General features: G+C 47.2%; 20 protein-coding genes and 1 pseudogene. 13 read left to right on the top strand and 8 right to left on the bottom strand.

The window, feature by feature from the left end:
* Positions 1–42: 42 nt before the first annotated feature.
* Both QT994_RS16985 and QT994_RS16980 read right to left on the bottom strand, forming a co-directional pair.
* Positions 43–3,456, bottom strand: coding sequence for a response regulator (locus QT994_RS16985; RefSeq protein WP_333176351.1), 3,414 nt, complete (start codon positions 3,454–3,456; stop codon positions 43–45).
* A gap of 124 nt (positions 3,457–3,580) precedes the next feature.
* A complete protein-coding gene (locus tag QT994_RS16980) occupies positions 3,581–4,012 on the bottom strand; it encodes a response regulator (protein ID WP_006631782.1) in 432 nt (143 codons plus the stop codon).
* A gap of 257 nt (positions 4,013–4,269) precedes the next feature.
* On the opposite strand from QT994_RS16980, the gene purC reads away from it, so the two are divergent.
* The 10 genes from purC (at position 4,270) to QT994_RS16930 (ending at position 14,994) form a co-directional block, all read left to right on the top strand.
* Positions 4,270–4,998, top strand: coding sequence for a phosphoribosylaminoimidazolesuccinocarboxamide synthase (gene purC, locus QT994_RS16975; RefSeq protein WP_333047376.1), 729 nt, complete (start codon positions 4,270–4,272; stop codon positions 4,996–4,998).
* Positions 4,999–5,172: 174 nt separating this feature from the next.
* Positions 5,173–7,569: a BamA/TamA family outer membrane protein gene (locus QT994_RS16970; RefSeq protein ID WP_333176349.1), complete on the top strand. Its 2,397-nt coding sequence runs from the start codon at positions 5,173–5,175 to the stop codon at positions 7,567–7,569.
* 253 nt (positions 7,570–7,822) lie between these two features.
* Positions 7,823–8,677, top strand: a complete 855-nt coding sequence (gene lpxC / locus QT994_RS16965) for a UDP-3-O-acyl-N-acetylglucosamine deacetylase (protein WP_333176347.1) — start codon at positions 7,823–7,825, stop codon at positions 8,675–8,677.
* 75 nt (positions 8,678–8,752) lie between these two features.
* The gene (fabZ, locus tag QT994_RS16960; RefSeq protein ID WP_333176345.1) at positions 8,753–9,274 is read left to right on the top strand and encodes a 3-hydroxyacyl-ACP dehydratase FabZ; all 522 of its coding nucleotides are present in this window, start codon (positions 8,753–8,755) and stop codon (positions 9,272–9,274) included.
* A gap of 156 nt (positions 9,275–9,430) precedes the next feature.
* Entirely contained in the window at positions 9,431–10,225 is a 795-nt protein-coding gene (gene lpxA / locus QT994_RS16955) for an acyl-ACP--UDP-N-acetylglucosamine O-acyltransferase (protein ID WP_333176343.1), read from the top strand.
* Positions 10,226–10,266: 41 nt separating this feature from the next.
* Entirely contained in the window at positions 10,267–10,869 is a 603-nt protein-coding gene (locus QT994_RS16950; RefSeq protein WP_333176341.1) for a Uma2 family endonuclease, read from the top strand.
* A 9-nt stretch (positions 10,870–10,878) separates the two neighbouring features.
* Complete coding sequence (lpxB, locus tag QT994_RS16945) at positions 10,879–12,051, top strand: lipid-A-disaccharide synthase (protein WP_333176340.1); 1,173 nt, start codon at positions 10,879–10,881, stop codon at positions 12,049–12,051.
* Between the two features lie 136 nt (positions 12,052–12,187).
* Positions 12,188–13,450: a DNA cytosine methyltransferase gene (locus QT994_RS16940; protein ID WP_333176338.1), complete on the top strand. Its 1,263-nt coding sequence runs from the start codon at positions 12,188–12,190 to the stop codon at positions 13,448–13,450.
* Positions 13,451–14,035: 585 nt separating this feature from the next.
* Positions 14,036–14,380: a BON domain-containing protein gene (locus QT994_RS16935; protein WP_333156610.1), complete on the top strand. Its 345-nt coding sequence runs from the start codon at positions 14,036–14,038 to the stop codon at positions 14,378–14,380.
* Between the two features lie 242 nt (positions 14,381–14,622).
* Positions 14,623–14,994 carry a DUF4278 domain-containing protein gene (locus QT994_RS16930; RefSeq protein WP_333176335.1) on the top strand — a complete coding sequence of 124 codons (372 nt, stop codon included), beginning with the start codon at positions 14,623–14,625 and terminating at the stop codon, positions 14,992–14,994.
* Between the two features lie 120 nt (positions 14,995–15,114).
* Here the strand turns inward: QT994_RS16930 and QT994_RS16925 are convergent, their stop codons facing one another.
* The 3 genes and pseudogenes from QT994_RS16925 to QT994_RS16915 all read right to left on the bottom strand — a co-directional run bounded on the left by QT994_RS16925 (position 15,115) and on the right by QT994_RS16915 (position 18,425).
* Complete coding sequence (locus tag QT994_RS16925) at positions 15,115–16,212, bottom strand: RtcB family protein (protein WP_445243917.1); 1,098 nt, start codon at positions 16,210–16,212, stop codon at positions 15,115–15,117.
* A gap of 571 nt (positions 16,213–16,783) precedes the next feature.
* A pseudogene (locus QT994_RS16920) lies at positions 16,784–17,674 on the bottom strand (efflux RND transporter permease subunit); the annotation flags it as partial.
* Between the two features lie 148 nt (positions 17,675–17,822).
* The gene (locus tag QT994_RS16915) at positions 17,823–18,425 is read right to left on the bottom strand and encodes a thioredoxin family protein (RefSeq protein ID WP_333047363.1); all 603 of its coding nucleotides are present in this window, start codon (positions 18,423–18,425) and stop codon (positions 17,823–17,825) included.
* A 174-nt stretch (positions 18,426–18,599) separates the two neighbouring features.
* Here QT994_RS16915 and QT994_RS16910 point away from each other — a divergent pair, with 174 nt between their 5' ends.
* Together QT994_RS16910 and QT994_RS16905 are read left to right on the top strand one after the other, a co-directional pair.
* A complete protein-coding gene (locus QT994_RS16910) occupies positions 18,600–19,004 on the top strand; it encodes an NIL domain-containing protein (RefSeq protein WP_333123118.1) in 405 nt (134 codons plus the stop codon).
* A gap of 239 nt (positions 19,005–19,243) precedes the next feature.
* Positions 19,244–19,513: a hypothetical protein gene (locus QT994_RS16905; RefSeq protein ID WP_333176331.1), complete on the top strand. Its 270-nt coding sequence runs from the start codon at positions 19,244–19,246 to the stop codon at positions 19,511–19,513.
* A 972-nt stretch (positions 19,514–20,485) separates the two neighbouring features.
* On the opposite strand, the gene QT994_RS16900 is transcribed toward QT994_RS16905, so the two are convergent.
* The 3 genes from QT994_RS16900 to QT994_RS16890 all read right to left on the bottom strand — a co-directional run bounded on the left by QT994_RS16900 (position 20,486) and on the right by QT994_RS16890 (position 22,677).
* Entirely contained in the window at positions 20,486–21,037 is a 552-nt protein-coding gene (locus QT994_RS16900) for a shikimate kinase (RefSeq protein ID WP_333047358.1), read from the bottom strand.
* A gap of 22 nt (positions 21,038–21,059) precedes the next feature.
* A complete protein-coding gene (locus QT994_RS16895; RefSeq protein WP_333176329.1) occupies positions 21,060–21,944 on the bottom strand; it encodes a LapA family protein in 885 nt (294 codons plus the stop codon).
* Between the two features lie 94 nt (positions 21,945–22,038).
* Positions 22,039–22,677: a flavin prenyltransferase UbiX gene (locus QT994_RS16890; protein WP_333176327.1), complete on the bottom strand. Its 639-nt coding sequence runs from the start codon at positions 22,675–22,677 to the stop codon at positions 22,039–22,041.
* A gap of 98 nt (positions 22,678–22,775) precedes the next feature.
* Here QT994_RS16890 and QT994_RS16885 point away from each other — a divergent pair.
* A partial coding sequence (locus tag QT994_RS16885; RefSeq protein WP_333176325.1) for a tetratricopeptide repeat protein occupies positions 22,776–23,304 on the top strand: 529 nt, incomplete at its 3' end.

The following is a 23,304-nucleotide window of genomic DNA, read 5'->3' as shown; positions in this document are numbered from 1 at the left end:
AATTTAATCGCCGACTACGATCAAGTATGATCGAGTAAGATATTAACCAAACATTCGAGTTTCCACAAATTCTTGAACCCGGGCTAAATGACTGGACAAACTCACTAATAGGTTCTCAACCCTCTCAATATTTAACAATTTTACCCCTGGTGGGTCAGCTTGAAAGCCTCGCGCTTGATGCTCTAATTGTGCGGCTAAATCTGACATCAGAGCAACTCCCACATTAGCAGAAGTTCCCTTAAGACGGTGGGCTTGATATTCCACAGCTTGCCAATCTTTAGCTTCTACGGCTATTTTGGCAGCAGCCATATCAGCTTGGGCGTCTGCCACAAAAGCTTGCAAAAGTCGCTCTGGCAATTTAATATTAACTCGTCCGAGTTGCTCCAATCTGCTCTTGTCGAACAGTCCGTCGTAGTCTCTATGTGCCCAAGTCTGAAGTGCGATCGCCCTTGGTGTCGGCCCACCCACCGCCTGCGCTTTTTCCCCAACTTCTGTATAATTTGTTGCTAATTGAGATTTATTTTCGGGATTAATACTTTTAACTCCATACTTATTTTCACCCTGAACATTTAGGGCTTCATACTTTTTCAGGGCCGCCGCCAAAGCATCTAAATCTACAGGTTTGCTGAGATAATCATCCATCCCCGCCGCCAGACACTTTTCTCGTTCCCCCGGCATAGCATGAGCAGTTAAAGCCATCACAAAAGTATGCCGATCGCTTCCTTCGATTTGCCTTAACTTTTGTGCCGTTTTATAACCGTCAAGTACGGGCATTTGACAGTCCATAAGCACTAAATCATAGCTTTTTTTTGCCAGCAAATCCAGCGCTTCTTGACCGTTGACTACGCAGTCAGCGTGATAGCCTAAAACCGCTAACTGTTCGACAAGAACTTGTTGATTAATGGGGTGGTCTTCCGCCACCAAAATTCTCAGCGATGACGGCGAATTGGGAGTAATATATTGAGAATTAACTGGTGGCAACTTGCAAGTATTAGCAGCCTCCACTCTCCCAAAAACTCCCGTTCCCTTCGCCGGTGCAAGCATTGCCTCAAGCAGGTGGCTTGGCCGCACTGGCTCGATCAAATATCCGTTAAAACCCTGATGACAAAGCGCTTCAGCCTTCGGCTGTTCCCGCAAAGCAGTCATGGCGATTAACGAGCCAAAAGTCGAGGTCGATCGCACTTTCCTAGCAAATTCCTCCGCATCCAACTCTGGCATTTGCAAGTCCACAAGCACCACATCCCAGCTTTTTTCCCTCTCCCCCGAATCCTGAGAAATCCCGCCCTGGGCCCTGTTCAACCCACTCAAAGCCTCAGCAGCAGTTTCTGCCTCATCGCAGCGGGCCCCCCAACTTTGAGCGAGCGATCGCACCGCAGCCCTTCTCACAGCGCTTCCAGAGACTACTAATAGCTTCTTGCCCGCAAGTTCGGGATCATGAGGCTCAACTTGCAACTGTTTTTCCAAAGGTACAGCAAACCAAAAAGTCGCACCGCTGCCTAGCACACTGCGAACTCCAATCTCCCCTCCCATCATCTCCACTAACTGCTTGCAAATAGCCAAACCCAAACCCGTCCCGCCGTAAGGCCTAGTAGGAGAATCGTCTACCTGAGTAAAAGATTGGAACAGCTTTGTTTGCCCTTCGGGCGAAATTCCAATGCCAGTATCCCGCACCGAAAATAGCAATCTTGCCCCTTGTCTACCCTCTGCCAGTCGGTTGCCCTGTTTCACCGTTACGTGAACTAGAACTTGACCGCGATCGGTAAATTTTATGGCATTACCCGTCAAATTCAGCAAAACTTGCTTCAATCTGCCCGCGTCGCCCACCAACTTTCTCGGCACTGAGCTGTCAACTAAAATATTCAATTCAATGCCTTTTTCTTCGGCCAAATGCGCTATGATTTCTATCACCGACTCAACGCAACTATCCAAATCAAAATTAGCCTTGTCCAGCCGCATTTCTCCCGCTTCAATCTTAGAAAAATCGAGGATATCATTAATAACATTCAGCAAATGTTCAGCACTGCGGTAAATAGTCTGAGCGCAGTCCCGCTGTTTCGGTTCCAGAGGAGCGCGCAGCAGCAATTGAGCCATTGCCAAAACCCCATTCATCGGAGTGCGAATTTCGTGACTCATGTTCGCCAAGAATTGCGACTTCACTCGGCTCGCTTCTAAGGCAGTTTCCCGCCCTTCCACCAACTCATTAATCTTGTCGGCAACCATCACAATTCCCCCCACTTTCTCGTCTGGATCGTACCAAGGGTGAGCAGCCCACCGCAGGTACACAACAGATCCGTCTGCTCGCTCCCAGGCCTCTTCGCTCACAGAAACTACCTTGCCTTGGAGCACTTCTTGGTACATTACTTTCCAGCGATTTGGCGTATCTGGAAACAATTCGTAATGGCTGAGATTATTCAGGGACGGCAACTCCAAATTAAATTGACTAACCCATTTTTTAGAGTTAGCCATATAGCGCATTTGTGTATCGAACATCGCCATTGCTACAGGCACGCAAGTAATAATTTGTCTCAGTTGCTGCCGTTCCCTTTCCAGAGCATATTCCGCCTGTTTCCGCTCAGTAATATCGCTAATCATGCCGGCCATTCGTAGCGGTTTTCCTTTGGAATTGCGCTGAGCTTTTCCCTGAGAAGTGCAGTAGCGGTAAACACCGTTCGAGTGCAGCAGGCGGAATTCTACATTATAGTCTATTTCTTGTTCCAAGTGAGCCACGATCGCCCTGACGATTCCCTCCTTGTCATCGGGGTGCAGGCGGTTGTATAGAGCGTCCATAGTCCTGCCAAATTGCTTTCGCGACAAACCGATAATTTCCAAAAGGCGATCGTTCCAATAAACCTCATTTTTACTTAAATCCCAATCCCAAATTCCATCGTTCACTCCCTCTAAAACTAACCTGTATCGTTCCTCACTTTCCTTAAGTTTTTGACTGGTATGAAACGCCTGAGATTCGGCGCGGTAAACGCGCATCGCATTGTACAAACTGCGAGATAAACTCTCTGGAGAAAGCTTATTTTTAGCGATATAATCAGAAGCTCCTGCCTTCATCAATTCCACAGCAATTTGTTCGTCGCCTTGACCTGTGAGCACAATTAAGGGAACTTTCAGCCCAGCTTCTCGTAGATTTTTTACCAAACTGAGTCCGTCTCCGTCGGGCAATCCGTAGTCGAGCAATACGCAGTCAAATTTGCACTCAAATATTTGATTTAATAGCCCATTTTCTAGCTCTTCAACCTCGCTTAAAGGGGGAGATTTATTTTCTTTGGAGAGTTTCGAGGTAGCCTGCATAGAATTTTTGCTGACCGAGAGTTGGGCCAGCGCCTCCGCGCAGTCTTCTGTTTCAGTAACTTCTGCCGAAACACCAGCGGACTTGAGCGAACGTTTGATCGCCATTCGATCGACTGCATCGTCATCAACTATCAGAATTGTGAGAATTTTGTCCATAACAACCGAATTGTGGATTACTCCGAAAAAGCTGCAGTCTGGAAAAAGGAATTAAAACAACTGCATCGCTGAAAAATCACCAAGCCACATTAAAAAATAAATTTTTTATTAAATTTCCCCTATTTTAGGGAATTTCGCTCAGCATCCAGTATCTGTTTAGGGTAGCCATCACTTCCACAAAGTTAGAAAAAGTAACAGGTTTAAGAATATAGCCAGCTACATTCAAATTATAAGCTTTTACTTTATCTCTATCTTCATTAGATGTTGTGAGGACGATTACCGGAATCGACCTCAAACATTCATCCAGTCGCAATTCTTGCAAAAACTCGATCCCGCTCATTCTCGGCATATTCAAGTCCAGCAAAATCAACCGGCGGGCTTGAGGCATTGGAGGCTCTATTTTCCCTTCTCCACGCAATATAGCCAAAGCTTCTAATCCATTGGCAGCAATGTAGAGGGGGTTGACGATGTTATTTTTTTTGAATGCTCGCCGGACGTTCATCACATCAACCTCATCATCTTCTACCAAGAGAATATGAATTTTTTTGTCTTCCATAAATCAGCCATTTTATAGATGTTTTTTAAGCGCCCGTCTCGTTGGCTAGGTTGAGTCAGCACGGATCGCGAACCCAGCAGGTTTAATATCTATTGTCCTTTGTCAAGAATCATTTATGCCCGGGCAAATGATGGTATCTACCTACAGGTGTACTCGCCCCTCATGCTCTCAGGGGCGCAGCCGACATCCAAAAACTCGCCAATAACGCCCGATCGAGCTACGGTAAAATCTAAAACTCATCTACATTATTAATCGCCATGTCAGCCGATCGCAAACTCTACGAAGGCAAAGCCAAAATCCTCTACTCCACCGAAGACAGCGAAATTTTGCTGACCCACTTCAAAGACGACGCCACAGCCTTTAACGCCCAGAAACGCGGCAGCATCGTCGGCAAAGGCGAAATCAACTGCGCCGTATCCGCCCACCTGTTTCGGATGCTAGAAGCCAAAGGCATTCCCACCCACTTCATCGACACGCCGGCCCCCAACCAAATGCGAGTCTGTCGCGTCCAAATCTTGCCATTGGAAGTCGTAGTCAGAAACATTGCCGCCGGCAGTCTTTGCAAGCAAACCGGACTCGCCCTCGGCACAATTGTCAATCCGCCGCTGGTGGAGTTTTATTACAAAAACGACGATTTGGGAGACCCGCTGCTGACCCGCAGCCGACTCCAGTTAATGCAGTTAGCCACCCCCGAACAAGTAGACCAACTAGAAATCGCCGCCCGCGAAATTAACGAAATACTCAAAGAATTTTTCACCGAGTGCGGCATCACCCTAGTAGACTTCAAACTAGAATTCGGTATCGACCAACATCAAAATCTGATCCTCGCCGACGAAATCAGTCCCGACACTTGCCGCCTCTGGGACAACGCAGAAGCCGACCCCGACGCCCGTGTGATGGACAAAGACCGATTCCGGCGCGACTTAGGATCGGTAGAAACCGCTTACCAGCAAGTTCTCCAACGGGTTCTCGCTCAGAAACTCTAGAGGCTTTGGTAATGCGCTACAATTGCACAGTTTGTCACGGACATTCAGCACTCAGCAGTCAACAGTTAGCAGTCAGCGGCAAATTCAACCGACTCAATAACTAATGACTAATGACTAATGACTGATGACTGATGGCTAATGTGGTGTGTGGATTGCCTAAAAAAGTGAACAAAAATGCGTTTATCTGCTGTATTGGTGGCAGTTTTTACTGCCTCAGCAACATTCGGGTTATCAAATTCTGCAAGCGGCCAAACATCGTACTCTGAATCAGCAGAGGAAGCTTTGGCTGCCGTTCCCGCCGCCCCGTCGATCGAATTACCCGATCGCCCCATTGCAGAATTAACCCCAAACCCTCCTCAAAACCGCAAAGCCGCTAAAACCGGCAAAGGGGAAGCCCTAACAATAGCAGTGGCCCCTACCAGAGGAGGGGACGACCGCGAACCCCCAAACCGAGTCACAGACAGCCCCTCCCCGGTTTCCCCTGCCAGCTTTCAACTCAAAACCGAGCTAGCATCCAACCCCTCCCCTGCCTCTAGCAGCCAAAACGCTCTGCCAGACGCGCAACAGGACAGCTCGCTCCCCCCATCGGAAGCGGCTGTAACACCCGCCTGGATCGCAGCAGAGCTAGGGAAACCAGAGGAATCCGGGGCGATCGCTCAAAACGCCCAAGTTCCCCCCAGACCGGTCCCAACCAGACCGGCCCCGACCAGACCGCCGACTAACACCGTTCCCCCATTGCCCCCTGGCCCAGCACCGCTGCCCAGACAAACGCCCGCACCCGCCGGGGCGGCAGAACCGCAAGTGCTAGTTGCAGAAGTTACAGTCACCGGCGCGACGGGAGACTTGGAAAGCGAAATTTACCGAGTCATCAGCACCCAACCAGGACGCACGACCAACCGCAGCCAACTGCAACAAGACATCAACGCCATTTTTGCCACGGGCTTTTTCAGAAACGTGCGGGCAGTACCCGAAGACACCCCGTTGGGCGTCCGGGTAACTTTTATTGTGCAGGCAAATCCGGTGCTGCGGGGAGTGACGATCACCGGTCAGCAAGTGCTGCCCCAAAGCGTAATTGACGAAAGCTTCCGCGATCAATACGGCAAAATTCTCAACCTCCGCCGCTTTGAGGAGGGAGTGAAAAAAATTAATGCGTGGTATCAAGAGAACGGCTATGTTTTGGGCCAAATCACTGATGCCCCGCAAGTAGGAGACGACGGCACTGTCACTCTGGTAGTGGCAGAAGGCCAGATCGAATCCGTTGATGTCCGCTTCCTGAACAAGGAGGGAGAGGCAACAGATGCCACGGGTCAGCCGATCGGAGGCAACACCCGTCAGTTTGTCATCACCCGCGAAGTAGAACTCAAGCCCGGAGACATCTTTAACCGCACCAAGGCGGAAAGAGATTTGAGGCGGGTGTTTGGTTTGGGAATTTTTGAAGACGTGCGACTTGCCTTGGAACCGGGAACGACTGACCCCCGCAAGGCAAGAGTAATTGTCAACGTCATTGAGAAAAATACCGGTTCTCTGGCGGCTGGTGCGGGTTTGAGTTCCGCGACGGGTTTGTTCGGTACGCTGAGTTACCAGCAGCAAAACTTGAGAGGTAGGAACCAGAAGTTGGGGGCTGAAGTACAAATCGGGGAACGCCAAACCCTGTTTGACTTGAGTTTTACTGACCCCTGGATTGCGGGCGATCCTTACCGGACTTCTTATACGATTAATGCGTTTAGAAGACGATCGATCAGCGTGATTTTTGACGGTGGCGAACGGGAAGTCAGATTGCCCAACGACGATCGACCCCGCATCGTCCGCACCGGTGCCGGTATCAATTTCACCCGTCCCCTGTCGCGCAATCCTTTTGCCGATTCTGAGTGGACAGCTTCAGTCGGCTTGCAGTACCAGCGAGTCTCAATTACCGATCGTAAAGGCAGGCGCGAATCCAAGGACGAACTCGGCAACCTGTTGAGTTTTAGCGATTCGGGCTCGGACGACTTGACAACACTGCAAGCAGGTGTTGTGCGCGATCGGCGCAACGACCCCCTCCGCCCCACTAGCGGTTCCCTGCTCAGGTTTGGGATAGAACAATCGATTCCTGTCGGTTCCGGCAGCATCCTGTTAAACCGCCTGCGGGCCAGCTACAGCTTTTACCTACCAGTCAAGTACACTAAGTTTGCCCCCGGCCCTCAAACCCTGGCATTCAGTTTTAGAGGCGGCACCGTATTCGGAGATTTGCCGCCCTACGAAGCCTTTGCCTTGGGCGGCGCCAACTCGGTGCGCGGATACGACGAAGGCGACATGGGAGCCGGCCGCAGCTTCCTAGAAGCCAGCGTTGAGTACCGTTTCCCGATTATTTCGTTTCTCGGCGGAGCCCTGTTTTTGGATGCTGGCACCGACTTGGGCACGGGCAAAGATGTCCCGGGCGACCCGGCCGGCATCCGCGGAAAGCCCGGTAGCGGTTACGGTTACGGCCTCGGCGTGCGGATTCAATCTCCTTTAGGGCCGATCCGCATCGATTACGGTATCAACGACACTGGCAACAATCAAATTCACTTTGGGATTGGTGAGCGATTCTAATTGGGAATTGGGCATTGGGCATGGGGCATTGGGCATTGGACATGGGAAATTGGGCATTGGACACTCGTACTGAGCGTAGTCGAAATATTGGGCATTGGACATTTAGAATTGGTAATTGGTAGCAATTAACTAATAGCTAATAACCAATAACCAATAACCCATTACCGATGCCCAATAACCAATTACCAATTACCAATTACCGATACCCAATTCCCTGTTTGGCCCATGCCCCATTCCCAATTCCCAATAACTCATGACTCAACGTACCTTAAAATCTGAATTTGAACTGTCGGGAATCGGTTTGCACAGCGGCGAACAAACTCGCGTCCGAGTTTTGCCTGCTGCGATTGGGGAAGGCCGCTATTTTGTCAGAATTGACTTGCCTGGTAGTCCGATAATTCCTGCCAAAATTGAGGTGGTTTGCCAGACTGCACTTTCAACTGAACTGGCAGGTATCGATGCTCAAATTCGCACTGTAGAGCATCTATTAGGCGCTTTGGCGGGGATGGGAGCGGATAATGCTCGAATTGAGGTTGATGGGCCGGAAGTGCCTCTGCTGGACGGTTCGGCTCAGGTTTGGGTAGAAGCGATCGCCCATACCGGCTTAGTTCCTCAACAATCGAAGCAAGACCAGACTTCCTGCTTCGTCCTAGAACAGCCAATTTGGGTGCGTCACGGGGATGCTTTTGCAGCGGCTTTACCCTCAGCCGAAACTCGATTTAGTTACGGAATTGATTTTGAAGAACAGGCGATCGGCAATCAATGGTACAGTTGGTCGCCAGAGGCAGAAAGTTTTGCGACGGCGATCGCCCCAGCCCGCACTTTTGGACTTGCTCGCCAAGTTGACCAATTGCGACAAGCAGGTTTGATCAAAGGTGGTACCCTAGAAAACGCCCTAGTTTGCGATCGATCCGGCTGGCTCAACCCGCCTTTGAGATTTGCCAACGAACCCGTGCGCCATAAAATCCTAGACTTAGTAGGCGACCTCAGTCTGCTCGGAACTTGGCCAAAAGCTCACTACTTGGCTTACAAAGCCAGTCACAACCTGCACGTCCAACTCGCCCAAGCCCTGAAATCGGAAGCTCTAGCTACCCTAGATAAAAGTTAGGAAAAAACAGGTGATCTGTTAAGATTGCATCTTCCTTCTACCTTCTGCCATACCACACTCAAACGTCTTCAAGCAATGTCTACGCTGACTGAAGTTAACACCCTCAATACTGCTAATTCTGAATCCGTCCCCACCCAAAACGGTGAGGATTCTCCAGCGGTTAAATCTACTTTTACTCTCGAAGAAGTTCAGAAATTATTGCCTCATCGCTATCCTTTTGCACTGGTTGACAAGATTGTTGATTACGTGCCGTCTGAGAAGGCTGTAGGAATTAAAAATGTGACTTTCAACGAACCGCATTTTCAAGGGCATTTTCCCGGAAGGCCGATTATGCCTGGAGTATTAATTGTCGAAGCGATGGCTCAAGTTGGCGGTATTGTTCTGGCTCAGTTGCCCGACATCAAGCAAGGATTGTGGATGTTTACCGGAATTGATCAAGTCAAGTTCCGTCGTCAGGTTGTACCGGGCGATCAGTTGCTGATGACTGTAGAATTGCTGTGGGTAAAACGCCGCCGCTTCGCAAAAATGCAGGCTCTGGCTGAAGTAGACGGACAAAAAGTTTGTGAAGGAGAATTGACGTTTTCGATGGTAGATTAAATTTGTTATTGGGCCTTGGGCATTGGGCCTTGGGCCTTGACCAAACAGGGCATTGCAACAGTCAACAGACAACAGTTAACAGACAACAGTTAACAGACAACAGCCAACAGTCAACAGACAACGGACAACAGCCAACTGACAACAGACAACTGAAAAATGCTTACTTTGATTCACCCAACTGCTGTGATTCATCCCGGTGCTGAACTTCACCCGACTGTAGAAGTGGGAGCTTATGCTGTAATTGGGGAAAGAGTGAAAATCGGGCCGGATACTAAGATTGGCGCCCATGCAATTATCGACGGGCTAACAGAAATAGGCGCTCGCAATCAAATTTTCCCCGGTGCAGCGATAGGTTTGGAACCTCAAGATTTGAAATACGAGGGTTCTCCGACTAGGGTGAAAATTGGCGACAGCAATCAGATTCGGGAATATGTGACAATTAACCGCGCTACTGGAGCGGGGGAAAGCACGACTATTGGCAATCATAATCTATTGATGGCTTATGTTCATGTGGGACACAATTGCGCGATCGCCGATCGAGTAATTATCGCGAATGCTGTAGCCTTAGCCGGACACGTTAAAATCGAGTCTCAAGCCCGCTTGAGCGGTGTTTTAGGCGTTCACCAGTTTGTCCACATCGGCCGCTTGTCTATGGTGGGCGGCTTGAGCAGGATCGATCGAGATGTGCCTCCTTATATGTTAGTCGAGGGGAATCCTTCGAGAGTGCGAGCCATCAACAAAGTCGGTCTCCAACGGGCTGGTTTGACAGAAGAAGATTTGCTAGTTTTGAAAAAAACTTTTCGTATTCTATACCATTCTGGCTACACTCTAAATCAAGCTTTGGAACAGTTGGATTTGTTGCCAGAGAACCCCCATTTGCAGCACCTGCAAAGATTTGTGCAGCAATCTATAACTAAAGGGCGGCGCGGTTTGATTCCTGGCAAAAAGTAAATGAGGTAGAATAAACCTATGAATTAAGCGACTGTTGCCCTATGAATGTATATACTTCAGTCAAATCTACATCCCCTGAAACAGAACAAGATGGCTGCATTAGGTTCTCAGATATTAGTTGGGAGCAATTTGAAGCGATAGAAGCAGCTTTTAAAGATGTCAGAGGTGTGAAATTTTTCTATCTCGATCAAATACTGCAAATTATGACTGTCTCGCCCGAACACGAAATAATCAAGAAAACTCTCTGTATGCTCCTAGAGGCATATATGAGAGCAAATGGGATTCGATTTTACGGTAAGGGCGGGCCGACTTTGGGTGACAGAGAATTAGGCGGTAGAAAAGAGCCGGATGATTCCTATGATATAGGAACTCAAAAAATAGTCCCAGATATTGCTATTGAAGTCGTAATTACCAGTGGTGGCATAAATACTCTAGAGTTCTACAAAAAATTGGGCGTTCGGGAAGTCTGGTTTTGGCAAAATAGTCAGTTATCTCTCTATTACTTAACAGGTGAAAATTATGAGCAGGTGGCCCGTAGTACATTCCTTCCAGCTCTAGACTTAGAATTACTCCTACGCTGTGCTAATATGCCCGATCAATATGATGCTGTTACCGAGTTATTAGCAAACATCTCACCTGTTTAAAGTTAGAATATGAAAATTTTTATTAGCACTGGTGAAGTTTCTGGGGATTTGCAAGGATCTTTGTTAGTTGCAGCCTTAAAACGTCACGCTGTCGCGGCTGGTTTTGAGCTAGAAATAACTGGATTGGGCGGTCCTCGTATGGCGGAAGCTGGGGCTACTATTTTAGGCGATACTGTGGGCATTGGTTCTATGGGTCTGATAGAATCAGTGCCGTATATTTGGCCAACGATCAAAGTTCAGGAAAAAGCTAAACAATATCTCAAAAAATTCCGCCCCGATGCTGTTGTATTGATTGATTATTTGACTCCAAATCTCGGCATTGGCAGCTATATCCGCCGCTGTTTGCCTGATTTGCCGGTGATTTGGTACATCGCACCTCAAGAATGGGTTTGGTGTATTTCTCCTCGCAATACTGATCTGATTGTCAATATTTGCGATCAACTTTTGGCAATTTTCCCTGAAGAAGCTTGTTATTATCAAAAAAAAGGAGCTCAAGTGAGTTGGGTTGGTCATCCTTTGGTGGATAGAATGCAATCTGCGCCCAGCCGGGAAGTTGCCCGCAAAACTTTGGGAATTTTGCCGGAACAGGTGTCGATCGCGCTAATTCCCGCTTCCAGGCACCAAGAACTCAAGTACCTGATGCCGGTTATATTTGAGGCCGCTCAAATTATTCAAGCTAAATTGCCGGAAGTTCATTTTTGGATTCCGCTTGCTAATCAAGCTTTTCGCAGCAAAATCGAAAAAGCGATCGAGAATTACGGTTTGCGGGCTACTTTGTTAGAAAATCAAACTCTGGAAATCTTGGCTGCTGCCGATTTGGCGATCGCTAAATCTGGTACTGTTAATCTGGAGCTAGCTTTGCTCGACGTTCCGCAAGTTGTCGCCTACCGCGTCAGTCCGATTACGGCGATTATTGCTCGCCACGTGCTGAAATTTTCGATTCCTTTTATGTCTCCGCCCAATTTGGTGCAAATGAAGCCGATCGTCCCGGAGTTGCTGCAAGACGAGGCGACTGCGGAAAATATAGTGAACCACGCACTGGAATTGCTGCAAAATGCCGATCGACGCCAGCAAACTTTGGCAGGTTATCGGGAAATGCGGCAAAGTCTCGGAGATGTGGGTGTGTGCGATCGGGCCGCTGCGGAAATAATGAAAAATGTCAAATTAAATACAGCTTCTTAAAGCAATTTTGGTATTGAAAGGTTATGTATAAACCCGGTTTCTTTGTGGATGGCTCCTTGACAAACCCAAGATTTATTACCAAAAACCCGGTTAATTTTTTAAATTTCTATTAAAGCAACTTTGTTATTGAAATGTTATGCCAAGCAATCGGAAAAAGCGACCGATCGCTGTTGATTTATTTGCAGGTGCGGGCGGCATGACCCTGGGCTTTGAACAAGCAGGTTTTGATGTACTTGCATCAGTCGAAATTGACCCTATTCACTGCGCCACACACGAGTTTAATTTCCCGCTGTGTTCTATTCTGTGCAAAGATGTCACAGCGCTTACGGGCTCGGAAATTCGGAAAAAATCGGCGATCGGGCGGCGCGAGATAGACGTAGTAATCAGCGGTTCGCCCTGTCAAGGATTCTCCATGATGGGCAAGCGCGATGTGGACGACCCACGAAATTCTCTAATTTTTCACTTTCAGCGCTTAGTTTTGGAGCTAAAACCGAAGTTTTTTGTAATGGAAAATGTGCCGGGAATTGCATCAGGAGAACACAAAGAACTCCTGAATGTTTTAATTAGCTCTTTTCAGAAACGGGGCTATAAAGTAGAAGAAAATTATCAAGTTCTCAACGCTGTTCACTATGGAGTGCCGCAAGCTCGCAAACGATTGTTTTTGATTGGGTGCAAAGCAGGTTATGAGCTACCCAAGTACCCTCAGCAAACTACGATACTGCCGAAAATAAAAATTCCTAAACGCTATAAAAAAATTAATTTACCTGCTGTCCCGACAGTTTGGGATGCGATTGGAGATTTGCCGGAAGTGGAAAAGTACAGCGAGTTGCTGCACCGAGATTGGGTAATGGCGGAGTACGGAAAGTGCAGCACTTATGCGAGTATAATGCGCGGAATTGATGGTTTGGATGATGATTATTCCTACGATCGCGAGTACGATCGACAAATCCTCTCTTGTAGTTTGCGAACTAAACATTCTCTGGAATGTATGGAAAGGTTTCATGCTGCCAAACACGGCGAAAAAGAGCCGATCAGCCGTTTTTACAAGCTTCACCCCGACGGAGTTTGCAACACTCTCAGGGCGGGAACCGACAGGGCTAGGGGTGCTTATACTTCGCCGAGACCGATTCACCCGATCGCGCCTCGGTGCATTACAGTCAGAGAAGCTGCGCGACTGCATTCCTATCCTGACTGGTTTAGATTTCACGTTACAAAATGGCACGGTTTTCGCCAAGTCGGAAATTCTGTACCACCGCTACTGGCCAAAGCTGTAGCAGCCCAGATCATTAACGCTTTGGGCGTGCAAGCAATTAAGCCGAGTCTCAAACTGACATGGGGAGATGATTCGTTGCTTAAACTGAATTGGTCGGAAGCAGAACAATATTATCTAAAAAGTTAAGAGTTAGATTTAATTATCTGTAATTGGGAATGGGAAATTGGTAATTGCTAATTGGTAAATAAGTAGTGATTTTTGCCTTTCATCTCCTTCTACAGGCCGGGTTAGATCCAATCGCATAACTACTTATAGCAATCCTAAATCATTTGTGAATTTCTTACTCCCTCCCCTTGGGTTCGGGGAGGGTTGGGGTGGGGTAAAAAATTTACGACTCATGCAAGGATTGCTATATGCAGGACTACCCGGAATTAAGCGCGGGTTAGCGTCCCCTGCATCAGTGAACACAGTTCGATGATCCGCACGAGATGTCCCCGGTAGTTAAAGAAACCGGGAATGTATTCCAGCCCGTTGTGCAGTTTTTTTAAGATGACAGTGGGAACTACTTCGACTAGGGGCCTGCAATCCAAGGCGTAGTGTCCTATACATCAAATAGGAACATCAACATCTGGATACCATTGGAGATTTTAGATGGTGAAAGGCTGCCGGAAAAAATTTTGAGAAATTTCACTGAGTTTTGCAACAATTACAAGTCTTTTGGAATTCTAGAGCTATTGTGTAAAAAGTGTATTTTCAGGAGACTCAACTACTATGGGTTGGTTTAAAAGACTGTTCGGACTCGAAAAGCCTGAAGCCCCGGCTGAACCGATGGCACAAGTAGTACAGCAAGCAGCCCAAGCGCAATCCATCGCTCCTGCTAAAGTCGGCCCCGACGGAAATTTTGACGAAAGCGGCCTGGCGAAGCGGGTGGCTTTAGCTTTTGACGGCGATCCAGAAGTTGCTGATATCGAGACTGTTTATGTAGCTCAGCTCAGCAGCACGGTTGTTCTCAAAGGTCAAGTTCCCAGTCAGGAAATTCTCGACAAGTTGGTGGCGATCGCCTCTGCGGAAGAAGGTGCCACAAACGTGCAAACCGATCAGGTGACAGTCGGGTAGTTCTTCCCAAGCGAAGCTGTTTCGCTCCGGGTGCGGCTCGAATTAGTCAAAAGCTCGATTAAACCCGCTGCGGCGGGTTTTTTCCTGCCCTCTCCCCCGAAAAATATTAATTTTTGTAAAATTAACGGATTTATGTTAAAAAACAGTATAATTGAATACAGAAACTAAAAAAGTTTTAGCTAAGAAAACCCACCCTGACCTGACTGCCCTTTTTATCTCCATACATATAAGGATCAAAAAATATGAAACTTACTTATCGCGGCGCAAACTACGAGTATGATATTCCGACTGTCGATATGATCGAAGGGGAAGTCGCGGGCAAATATCGGGGCCAAAACTGGAACTATCGCTATCCGAGACACATTCCCGCCCCAAATAAATACGGTGGCACAAACTATACTACAAAGCGAGATTCTCAAGCTGGCGATCGGGATGTCGCAGCAGCTCGCGCCTCAGCGACGCCGGAATATTATCCAACAGTTGTGGAAGTGGCGCAAGTGCACCAGGCGAATATTTGCAATATTCTCGATCGCAGAAAGCAAGCAGCCAAAGCCAATGGCGATGAAAGACTGCTGCGCTTGCTAGAAATTGAGTCGAGACAGATGGTGTGTTAGAGAAAAGCTTCAGAAAACAAAGCGTTTGTCAAGAGGGGAGAAATCAAAAGTGGCTTGATTTCCCCCCTCTTCCCATAAAGCAATTTTCAGGTAAGTAAAGTACAAATAAACCAGTTTCTGTCACCCCTTGACACAAACCACCTGCTTCAGAGTCGCCACCACTTCCACCAAATCCGACTGCTGACTCATCACCTCATCAATTGGCTTATAAGCCCCCGGAATTTCATCTAAAAATTGCTCATCTTTCCGGCACTCAACCCCCTCAGTCTGCCGCACAAAATCATCGAGAGTAAATACATTCTTCGCTTGATTTCGAGACATCAATCGCCCCGCGCCGTGACTGCAACTACAGTAACTTTCAGCATTTCCCTTCCCTTTAACAATGAAAGACTTCGCCCCCATCGAACCCGGAATAATCCCGTAATCCTCTACTTGTGCGCGCACAGCACCCTTGCGAGTCACATACACATCTTCGCCAAAATGCACCTCTTTTTCCGCGTAATTGTGGTGGCAATTCACCTCTAATAACGGCTTAACAGATTTGCCGCCCGCGACGTGCTTTTCCACAAGTCGCTTAAACCGATTCATCATCACATCGCGATTAAAACGAGCATAATCTTGCGCCCACTGCAAATCGTGCCAATAAGCCGCAAACTCCCGCGTACCCGCTACAAAATAAGCCAAATCTTTGTCAGCCAAACTAATTTCTGCCAGTTTAGCTAAATCTTTAGCAGTCTCGATATGCTGCTGTGCGAGCAAATTTCCAATGCCGCGAGAACCGGAATGCAGCATTAGCCAAACAAAGTTTTCAGTATCAACGCACACCTCAATAAAATGATTACCGCCGCCGAGGGAACCCATTTGTTTTAAGGCTTTATTGTTTTGGTGCTGCACACCTTGATGAAGTTCCTTAAACTCGCCCCATCCCTGCCAGTTGGTGACAGTTTTTTCTACTTCCTTGTTTTCCGCAAATCCCACGGGAATTGCGGCTTCGATATCGAGGCGAATTTGTTTGAGTTTACCTTCTAATTTTTCAGCCGTGAATGGCATTTTAATCGCAGCCATCCCGCAACCAATATCCACACCCACGGCAGCCGGAATAATCGCTTCTTTTGTGGCAATTACTGAACCGACTAAAGCACCTTTTCCTAAATGTACATCGGGCATTAGTGCGACGTGTTTGAATACAAAGGGTAAAGATGCTACGTTTGCGGTCATCTTGGTTTCTTTTTCGCCTAGGGCGTGATTGGCCCAAGATAATACTGGTTTTGGGGTTGATATGTCTAATTTTTCGTAGGGCATTTTTGTTTAAGTTTGTTTTGCCAGGTTGTTATGTAGTATTATTGTAATACAAAGAGTTTCGGATGTCAAACACACTAATTCTCGTAGGGTGCGTCAGTCTGGAATTTCTTTTGGGAGTCATAGAATGTTTACTGACGCACCTTACCCACTAATTCTTGCCGCGTCAACTGAACATCAAATGCAGTAGCGGTATTGTTGGTAAATCCGACAGTCCGACAGGGAATGAATTCCCTGTCTCATAGCTAAATTCCTCTAAAAGAGGACTAAAATCGATCGCACTTCCGGTCACAATCTACAGTCGGTTAAAACCGACAGTCCGACAGGGAATGAATTCCCTGTCTCATAGCTAAATTCCTCTGAAAGAGGACTAAAATCCATCGCACTTCCCGTCAAAATCTACAGTCAGTTTTAACCTACTTTCGCTTTGAGACAGGGGTTTAAACCCCTGCCGGATTGCGGGAAAGTGCGTATTTGCGGACGCTACATTTTACAAATTCGGAGTCTTTCCCGCCGTCTTCTGCAGGGGAATAGCAACTGTCTGCGGTTTCTTCTTCCCTGCCAACATCCCAAAGAAGTCGTGCAGCCAAATATAGAAACAGGGAATAATAAACAGCGTCAGCAAAGTTGCCAGCGACAAACCGGAAAACACCACCACACCCAAAGGTTGCAGAAACTCCGAACCCTCTCCAATTCCCAAAGCTAGGGGAAATAAACCCAAAACTGTGGTAATAGTTGTCATCAAAATCGGCCGCAAGCGCTGAGGTGCCGCCCTGAGAATTGCCGTGGTGCGATCGACCTTTTCATCTTCCAGAATTTGGTTCGCCAACTCCACCATAATAATCGCATTATTCACAACAATTCCCACCAGCAAAATCGCCCCCACAATCACCGTTGCGCCGATCGCAGTTTTAGTCGCATACAGCCCGAAAATCCCCCCAGCCAAAGCCAGCGGCACCGTTAACATAATCACCAGCGGATCGACAAGCGAATTGTACTGCACCGCCATCACCACAAATACCAAAAACGCCGCCAAAGATCCCAAAACAATCAGCGAACTTTGCAATTCCCGGTTAGTTTCCGCCGCAGAACTGGGTATAACTCGTACTCCCGGCGGCAATTTGATTTCCGACAAAACTGCATCCACTTGTTTCAAAGCATCCCCCAAACTCGCGCCCTTATTCACATTCCCAGCAATCATGAAAACTTGGCGCTGGTTAAGCCTTTGAATTTCCCCAGGCGCTTTTCCCAGTTCAATATTCGCCACATCGCTCAAGCGGATAATGCTGTTATCCCTAGCAGTTAAAGGAATAAATTTTAGTGCAGAAATCGATTGAACAGCAGCGCGATCGAACTGTACCCGCACATCAACCAAACGGTTAAAGGTAGTCGATCGCCTAAAACGCAGATTGACATAAGTTGCGAGGGGCTTTGGAATCTCTGTAAGTTATCGCAATCAAGAACAGGCATCTTGCCTGTTCCTAAAGTCTTCTTCCCTTTTCCCTCTTCTTTCTTCCTTCTTCCTTCATTTACTGTACTTGACTGCCGTGGGCGCGGGGATCGGAGCTACTTGTTTTCACAGCCCCTGTGGGAGGAGTAAAATTAGAAACTTGACCAGAAGATTTCGCGTGTGGCAGGGGTTTTCCTGCAATTAAAGCTTCTAAGTTAGCTTCCATAATACTGCGCGGCATTTCGCCCATCGTTTCAGCAACGGCGCTACCTTTATCGGTCAAATAAACAAAGTGCGGAATGCCATCTACTCGATATTTTGTGATTTCTGGCAGCCATTTGTCATTGTCTACATTCAGCATTACAAAATTTAGAGGTTCGGCATACTTCTCTTTGATTTCTCTGAGATCGTTAGCCATTGCCTGACAGCTACCGCACCAATTAGCATAAAATTCCATGAGTGTGGGTTTGCCGTTTACCAAAGCTGTTTCTAATGGCGTCGAAGCTGTTGCCATTTCGGTGAGACTGCTTGAGGGCGTTTGGGTTTGCAGCCCGAAGAAGATGGATATTGAAAGGGCGATCGCGGCTAACACGATCAATAAGTTTCTGAGGCGCGTGGCGACTTTTGTTTCGGGATTCTTGGCAGCGGGGGGGACAGTTGAGTTGGGCGAATTCTGCGTCATAAAATAAATTGCGGTTTTATTTCTATGTTTGTATTTTAAATAGATTCAGATTATACCACCTTTTGAGATAATCAGACCAATCTCATAAAAATTTTTGAAGAGGCCAGAATTAGACCAAGTGCGCTAAAACATAAGATAACTAAGATTGTTTGTAAATTATCGAGGACTTGCAGGGTGAAAAAACGGGTAACACTGACGTTTCCCCAACGATCGATCCAAATGCCTGTCACCTATCGACTAGCAAAGGATTTTAATGTTGCCGCCAACATTATCCGCGCTCAGGTGGCTCCAAATCAAGTGGGCAAACTGGTGCTAGAGTTATCAGGGGACATTGACCAACTAGAAGCGGCGATCGACTGGATGCGATCGCAAAACATCGGCGTTTCCTTAGCCAGCCGGGAAATACTCATAGACGAAGATATCTGCGTTAACTGCGGTTTGTGTACCGGGGTTTGCCCGACAGAAGCCTTGACCCTTGACCCAGAAAGCTTTAAACTAAGTTTTGCTCGATCGCGGTGTATCGTTTGCGAGCAGTGCATCCCTACCTGTCCCGTGCAAGCTATTTCTACTAACCTCTAGCCCCTGTACAAAGTTTTCTGGATCATCATCTTTTTTTTGCCGGGTTCTCCTAATTGTGCCATTGGATGAAAAAAAACTCTTGGGTTTCCCTAACTCTACTTTTTGTTACTTATTTCACTTTTGGCTGGAAATTATCTGAGTTTGATGTTCCCCCGCACCTGACTTGGTTTCTAGCCATAGCTTCAATTTTAGTGTTGGCTGTCGCCTTGTCGTTCCCTCTGAGAGACATAAAAGCCTTCATGGTGCGCTGGTTTTCGAGTGATTTCGGTGCTTTTCTTTCTATTATTCTAGGAGCTTTTGTGGCAGTGGTAGTTTTTACCTGGATGCACCTTTTTGCTACTTGTTTAGTCTTGATTTCAGCCGGAGCTTTGGCAAGACTCGATATTCAAATATCTGGTTGGAAAAATTGGCGGGCTTTTGCGGTATTAGCTAGTATTTGTTTAACAGGTGTGGGGCTGGGTGGAGGGATCGAGTTTTTATTAAAAACAGGCAGGCTCGTATTATCTTAATTAGAAACGGGAAATTCACCCAACCCAATTCTACAAGTCGCAACGCAGATTTAGCCCAAAACTATCAGAGCGCCCATCAATAAATACAGCTTATTTTTTTTCTATCCCCCACCCCCGGATTAATGCCCGGTTCTGCGGCGTAATCATAGCAGTTTTCAAGCCTGGTGAGGTACAGCATCTCAATTGCCGATTCCTCGTTGGTTGTTACTAATGCCCCATTCCCAACCACCCATTCCCCATTACCAATTACCAATTACCGACGAACCTGAAGTGGAACTGAAAACCGCTATGGCAATATTGAGGTGTAGCGACTTTTGCTCAAAATGTTATTCCCAAGAGTCCGCAAGTCGGGCAGCCAAAAACTCGATCGCAATAAAAAAGCAGCTTTAGGGAGCTGCTCGTCAGAATGCATGAGGTATTGTTTTTAGAATAGGACAGGTTGAATTCGATCGGTGCTGGGTTACATTTTTTGATACGGGAGAGTTGATGAGTGAATGGACGATCGTAAAATCGTCACATAGCACGATAGCATTGATGCTAAATTTCCCGACAATCAAGTTAGCGTTTAACTGTCCTTGCGCCCTACAGCCCTTCAGCGGTGGGGCCATTTTATTTTTAGGGAGAACTCAATAGCCGACTTTAACGCATCAGACGAGTCTGCCATTAGTTCTTGTATAAAATTTCCGCATCGCCCCATCCTCATACTTATAAAAGTTACGCATCACATCCACTCAAACCCGGTGGATTCCCAAACATTGGAAGGTTAAACGGAGACACTCAGGCAAAAACCAGTATTTTTACCGAAGTCATACCATTTTAGATTTTAGATTTTAGATTTTAGATTTTAGATGTTGGGAATGACTGATGAATCTGGTTGTTTGGAGCTTGTGTAGGGTTGCATTATTTTTGGGAACTAATACCAAAAGTCCTGAGCAACCTGTTATTGTGTCAGCAACTCAGTTTCTGAATGTATCAATTGAGATCAGGCCCGGTTTCTGATTTGATAACTTTTTGGATTTCCTCGATCGCCCTAGTCGCCACTGCTTCAGGCCTTTCGCCCACACCAGCATAGACTCGGACATCTGCTTGAGTGTAGAAACGCTCTCGCTCTTTAAAAAGGCTTTGCAGCTTAGATTTGATCTCGCCCTCCTGCAGTAGGGGTCGAGCGGTGTCCGAACGCAGTCGATCGTACAGTTGATCTACAGGCACATCCAGCCAAACCACTACACCGTAGTGCAAGTAACCCCAATTCATCGATCGGGCCACAATGCCACCGCCCGTAGCCACAACCGAATTTTGATACGCAGACAATTCGCCGAGCACTTTAGTTTCTAGTTCCCGAAAAGCCTCTTCCCCTTCTCGCTCGAAAATCTCAGCAATTGACTGATTAGCAACTCGAACAATTAGCTCATCAGTATCAAAAAAACGGTATTTTAATTTTCTTGCCAGAATCCGCCCTACCGTTGTTTTCCCCGCACCCATCATCCCGACAAGATAGATATTTACTCCCCTCAACCCATCCACTGCCAAATCCTCCGATATTTTTCTATTTTTTCAGGTTAATCGATCCGCCACTGGGGCGATCGTCGTCCTCAAACTCATCACCCTCATCCAATCCCCAATCATCCTCTGCTTCTGCAAGAGGATTTATTGGTGCTTCCTCAGCGGGTTTAGGAATCTCCCCTCCCGGAGGAACCAGCACTCGATACTCCGCATCGTATACAGCCTCAGTTTGCCCCACCCCAGACTGGTTTGGATCTCGATAGCCGTAAGAGTATACTGAGCCAGCCCAAGATTTGCTTTTCGGTTCCTGCTGAGCTTCGTAAGCCCTCGGATTTGCCCCTGGAACATCATTTACCTGCGGTCTATCGGGAAAATCGCGATCGTCCCCCCAATCGTCATCACCCCCTTGAGAGCCAGATTTTGAGCCATCTGAGACCCAATCATCCTCATCGTCTGCCGCTGCATAAGTCCCCGGTTGAGCGTAATCCGTCGCCCCATCCGGGTTCGGAGTTTCTTGCAGAAAAGTCCGGGAACTGTAACCGGCCGGCGTACCGTACTCAGTTCGGTAGGAACCAGCAGCCTGAGTTTGGCTATTTTCCCTATTCATATCCGGGTCAATTCCCTCTTTTCTAGGAGGGGGAGGTGGCGTGTAAGGCGTTCTCCTTTCCTCTGGGAAAGTATCGGGCCGGCTGCGACTGGATCGGCCGGTGCGGTCTCTCGTTAGAGATAGGTAATTTGAAAAAGCCAGCAAACCAGAAATCAATAAAGATGTGAGAGCTCCCACCACCATGCTGAGAAGAATCCAGATAGATAAGGGCAAAGCAGGCGATCGAACTCCCAAAAACACCAGCGATAATGCTGGCTCCACATTTTGCAGGGCAAAAATAGTCAGCCCCACCACAATTACTAGCAAAAATACAGGTCGCATATTAAAAATATTGGTAATTGGTAATTGCTAATTGCTAATTGGTAATTTAAACTAACAAATCATCAATAACAAATAACAAACTGTCAACTGTCAACTAACTCCCTTCTTCTTCCTTCCAGCGTTTGATAGGAACGCAATCAATCCCCAACTGGTCTAAAGCGCGAGCCACCACAAAGTCTACCAAATCTTCAATAGTTTGCGGATTGTGATACCAAGCAGGAATCGCTGGTACAATTCTAGCTCCAGCTTCTGCCAAGGTAGTCAAATTCCGCAGGTGAATCAAGCTAAAAGGCGTTTCGCGAGGCACGAGTACCAATTTTCGCCCCTCCTTGAGCTGAACGTCGGCCGCTCTTTCGAGCAAATCCGAACTCAAGCCAGCCGCCAATTTGCCCAGCGTACTCATGCTACAGGGAATAATCATCATCCCTTGGGTACGAAAGGAGCCACTAGCAATATTAGCACCGACATCTTGCCAGGGATGGCACCGAAGTTTACCCATTGTGGCTACTCCTGCTTGTTCCCGCCAGAATTCCTCTTGAAGCGTCGGTTCTGCGGGCATTCGGATGTTCTGTTCGCTTTGCCAAACCATGTAAGTAGATTTCGATGCTACCAGTTCCACGGCGCGATCGGCTTCCAACAGATATTTCAGAGTTCGCACCGCATAAATCAGTCCCGATGCACCGGTAACTCCTACAATTAGAGGTTGGGCGGGGACTGAAACAGAATTAGTCATGAGCAATTATCCTTTAATTATTGTAGTAGTAACGTGGGTATTGCACACTTACGAGTAGTTTGGTATAAAATTAATGCCACCTAAAATTATGCCCGTTTATGAAAAAAAATGCTGCTCATTCTCTTGCTGTTTCTGGTAAAACTACTGTACTTAACCTCGATGATTACAAATGTTACCACACTTTAGCCTCAGCCCTAGTTAAAGAAGATAAATTAGATGAAGCCGCTGTCGTCTACCTGCGCGCTATTGAGCTTTACGTGAACTGTTCGTGGCTGCACCACTATTTAGGAAATGTCCTGCAAAAACAAGGTAAATTAGCTGAAGCCGTCTGTGCTTACCAGCAGGCTATTGAGCTTTATCCCAATTTTTCTTGGTCGCACAACAATTTAGGCAATGCTTTAGAAAAACAGGGCAAGCTAGAGGAAGGTATCGCAGCCTACCGCCGTGCTATTGAGCTTTATCCAAATTTTTATTTATTTCGTACCAACTTAGATAAAGCTTTGCAAAAAATAAGTCATCTCAGCGTCTTTACACCTAAATCTTATTCTAACCCACATTCCGCACCCCGACTGTCACATGGGGTGCGGGTGGGCTGCGGTTCGCGAGTCGTGTTCAGGGCGACCAAAA

It is taken from the genome of Microcoleus sp. S13_B4, from assembly GCF_036700885.1.
In the GTDB taxonomy this organism is placed as follows: Bacteria; Cyanobacteriota; Cyanobacteriia; order Cyanobacteriales; family Microcoleaceae; genus Microcoleus.
The sequence above is the reverse complement of the archived record's forward strand: the minus strand, read 5'-3'. Positions and strand labels throughout refer to the sequence as shown.

Excerpts from the sequence above, each read along its gene's own strand:
- QT994_RS16985 (WP_333176351.1), bottom strand. The coding sequence starts at position 3,456 with ATGGACAAAATTCTCACAATTCTGATAGTTGATGACGATGCAGTCGAT.
- QT994_RS16980 (WP_006631782.1), bottom strand. The coding sequence starts at position 4,012 with ATGGAAGACAAAAAAATTCATATTCTCTTGGTAGAAGATGATGAGGTT.
- purC (WP_333047376.1), top strand. The coding sequence starts at position 4,270 with ATGTCAGCCGATCGCAAACTCTACGAAGGCAAAGCCAAAATCCTCTAC.
- QT994_RS16970 (WP_333176349.1), top strand. The coding sequence starts at position 5,173 with ATGCGTTTATCTGCTGTATTGGTGGCAGTTTTTACTGCCTCAGCAACA.
- lpxC (WP_333176347.1), top strand. The coding sequence starts at position 7,823 with ATGACTCAACGTACCTTAAAATCTGAATTTGAACTGTCGGGAATCGGT.
- fabZ (WP_333176345.1), top strand. The coding sequence starts at position 8,753 with ATGTCTACGCTGACTGAAGTTAACACCCTCAATACTGCTAATTCTGAA.
- lpxA (WP_333176343.1), top strand. The coding sequence starts at position 9,431 with ATGCTTACTTTGATTCACCCAACTGCTGTGATTCATCCCGGTGCTGAA.
- QT994_RS16950 (WP_333176341.1), top strand. The coding sequence starts at position 10,267 with ATGAATGTATATACTTCAGTCAAATCTACATCCCCTGAAACAGAACAA.
- lpxB (WP_333176340.1), top strand. The coding sequence starts at position 10,879 with ATGAAAATTTTTATTAGCACTGGTGAAGTTTCTGGGGATTTGCAAGGA.
- QT994_RS16940 (WP_333176338.1), top strand. The coding sequence starts at position 12,188 with ATGCCAAGCAATCGGAAAAAGCGACCGATCGCTGTTGATTTATTTGCA.
- QT994_RS16935 (WP_333156610.1), top strand. The coding sequence starts at position 14,036 with ATGGGTTGGTTTAAAAGACTGTTCGGACTCGAAAAGCCTGAAGCCCCG.
- QT994_RS16930 (WP_333176335.1), top strand. The coding sequence starts at position 14,623 with ATGAAACTTACTTATCGCGGCGCAAACTACGAGTATGATATTCCGACT.
- QT994_RS16925 (WP_445243917.1), bottom strand. The coding sequence starts at position 16,212 with ATGACCGCAAACGTAGCATCTTTACCCTTTGTATTCAAACACGTCGCA.
- QT994_RS16915 (WP_333047363.1), bottom strand. The coding sequence starts at position 18,425 with ATGACGCAGAATTCGCCCAACTCAACTGTCCCCCCCGCTGCCAAGAAT.
- QT994_RS16905 (WP_333176331.1), top strand. The coding sequence starts at position 19,244 with ATGGTGCGCTGGTTTTCGAGTGATTTCGGTGCTTTTCTTTCTATTATT.
- QT994_RS16895 (WP_333176329.1), bottom strand. The coding sequence starts at position 21,944 with ATGCGACCTGTATTTTTGCTAGTAATTGTGGTGGGGCTGACTATTTTT.
- QT994_RS16890 (WP_333176327.1), bottom strand. The coding sequence starts at position 22,677 with ATGACTAATTCTGTTTCAGTCCCCGCCCAACCTCTAATTGTAGGAGTT.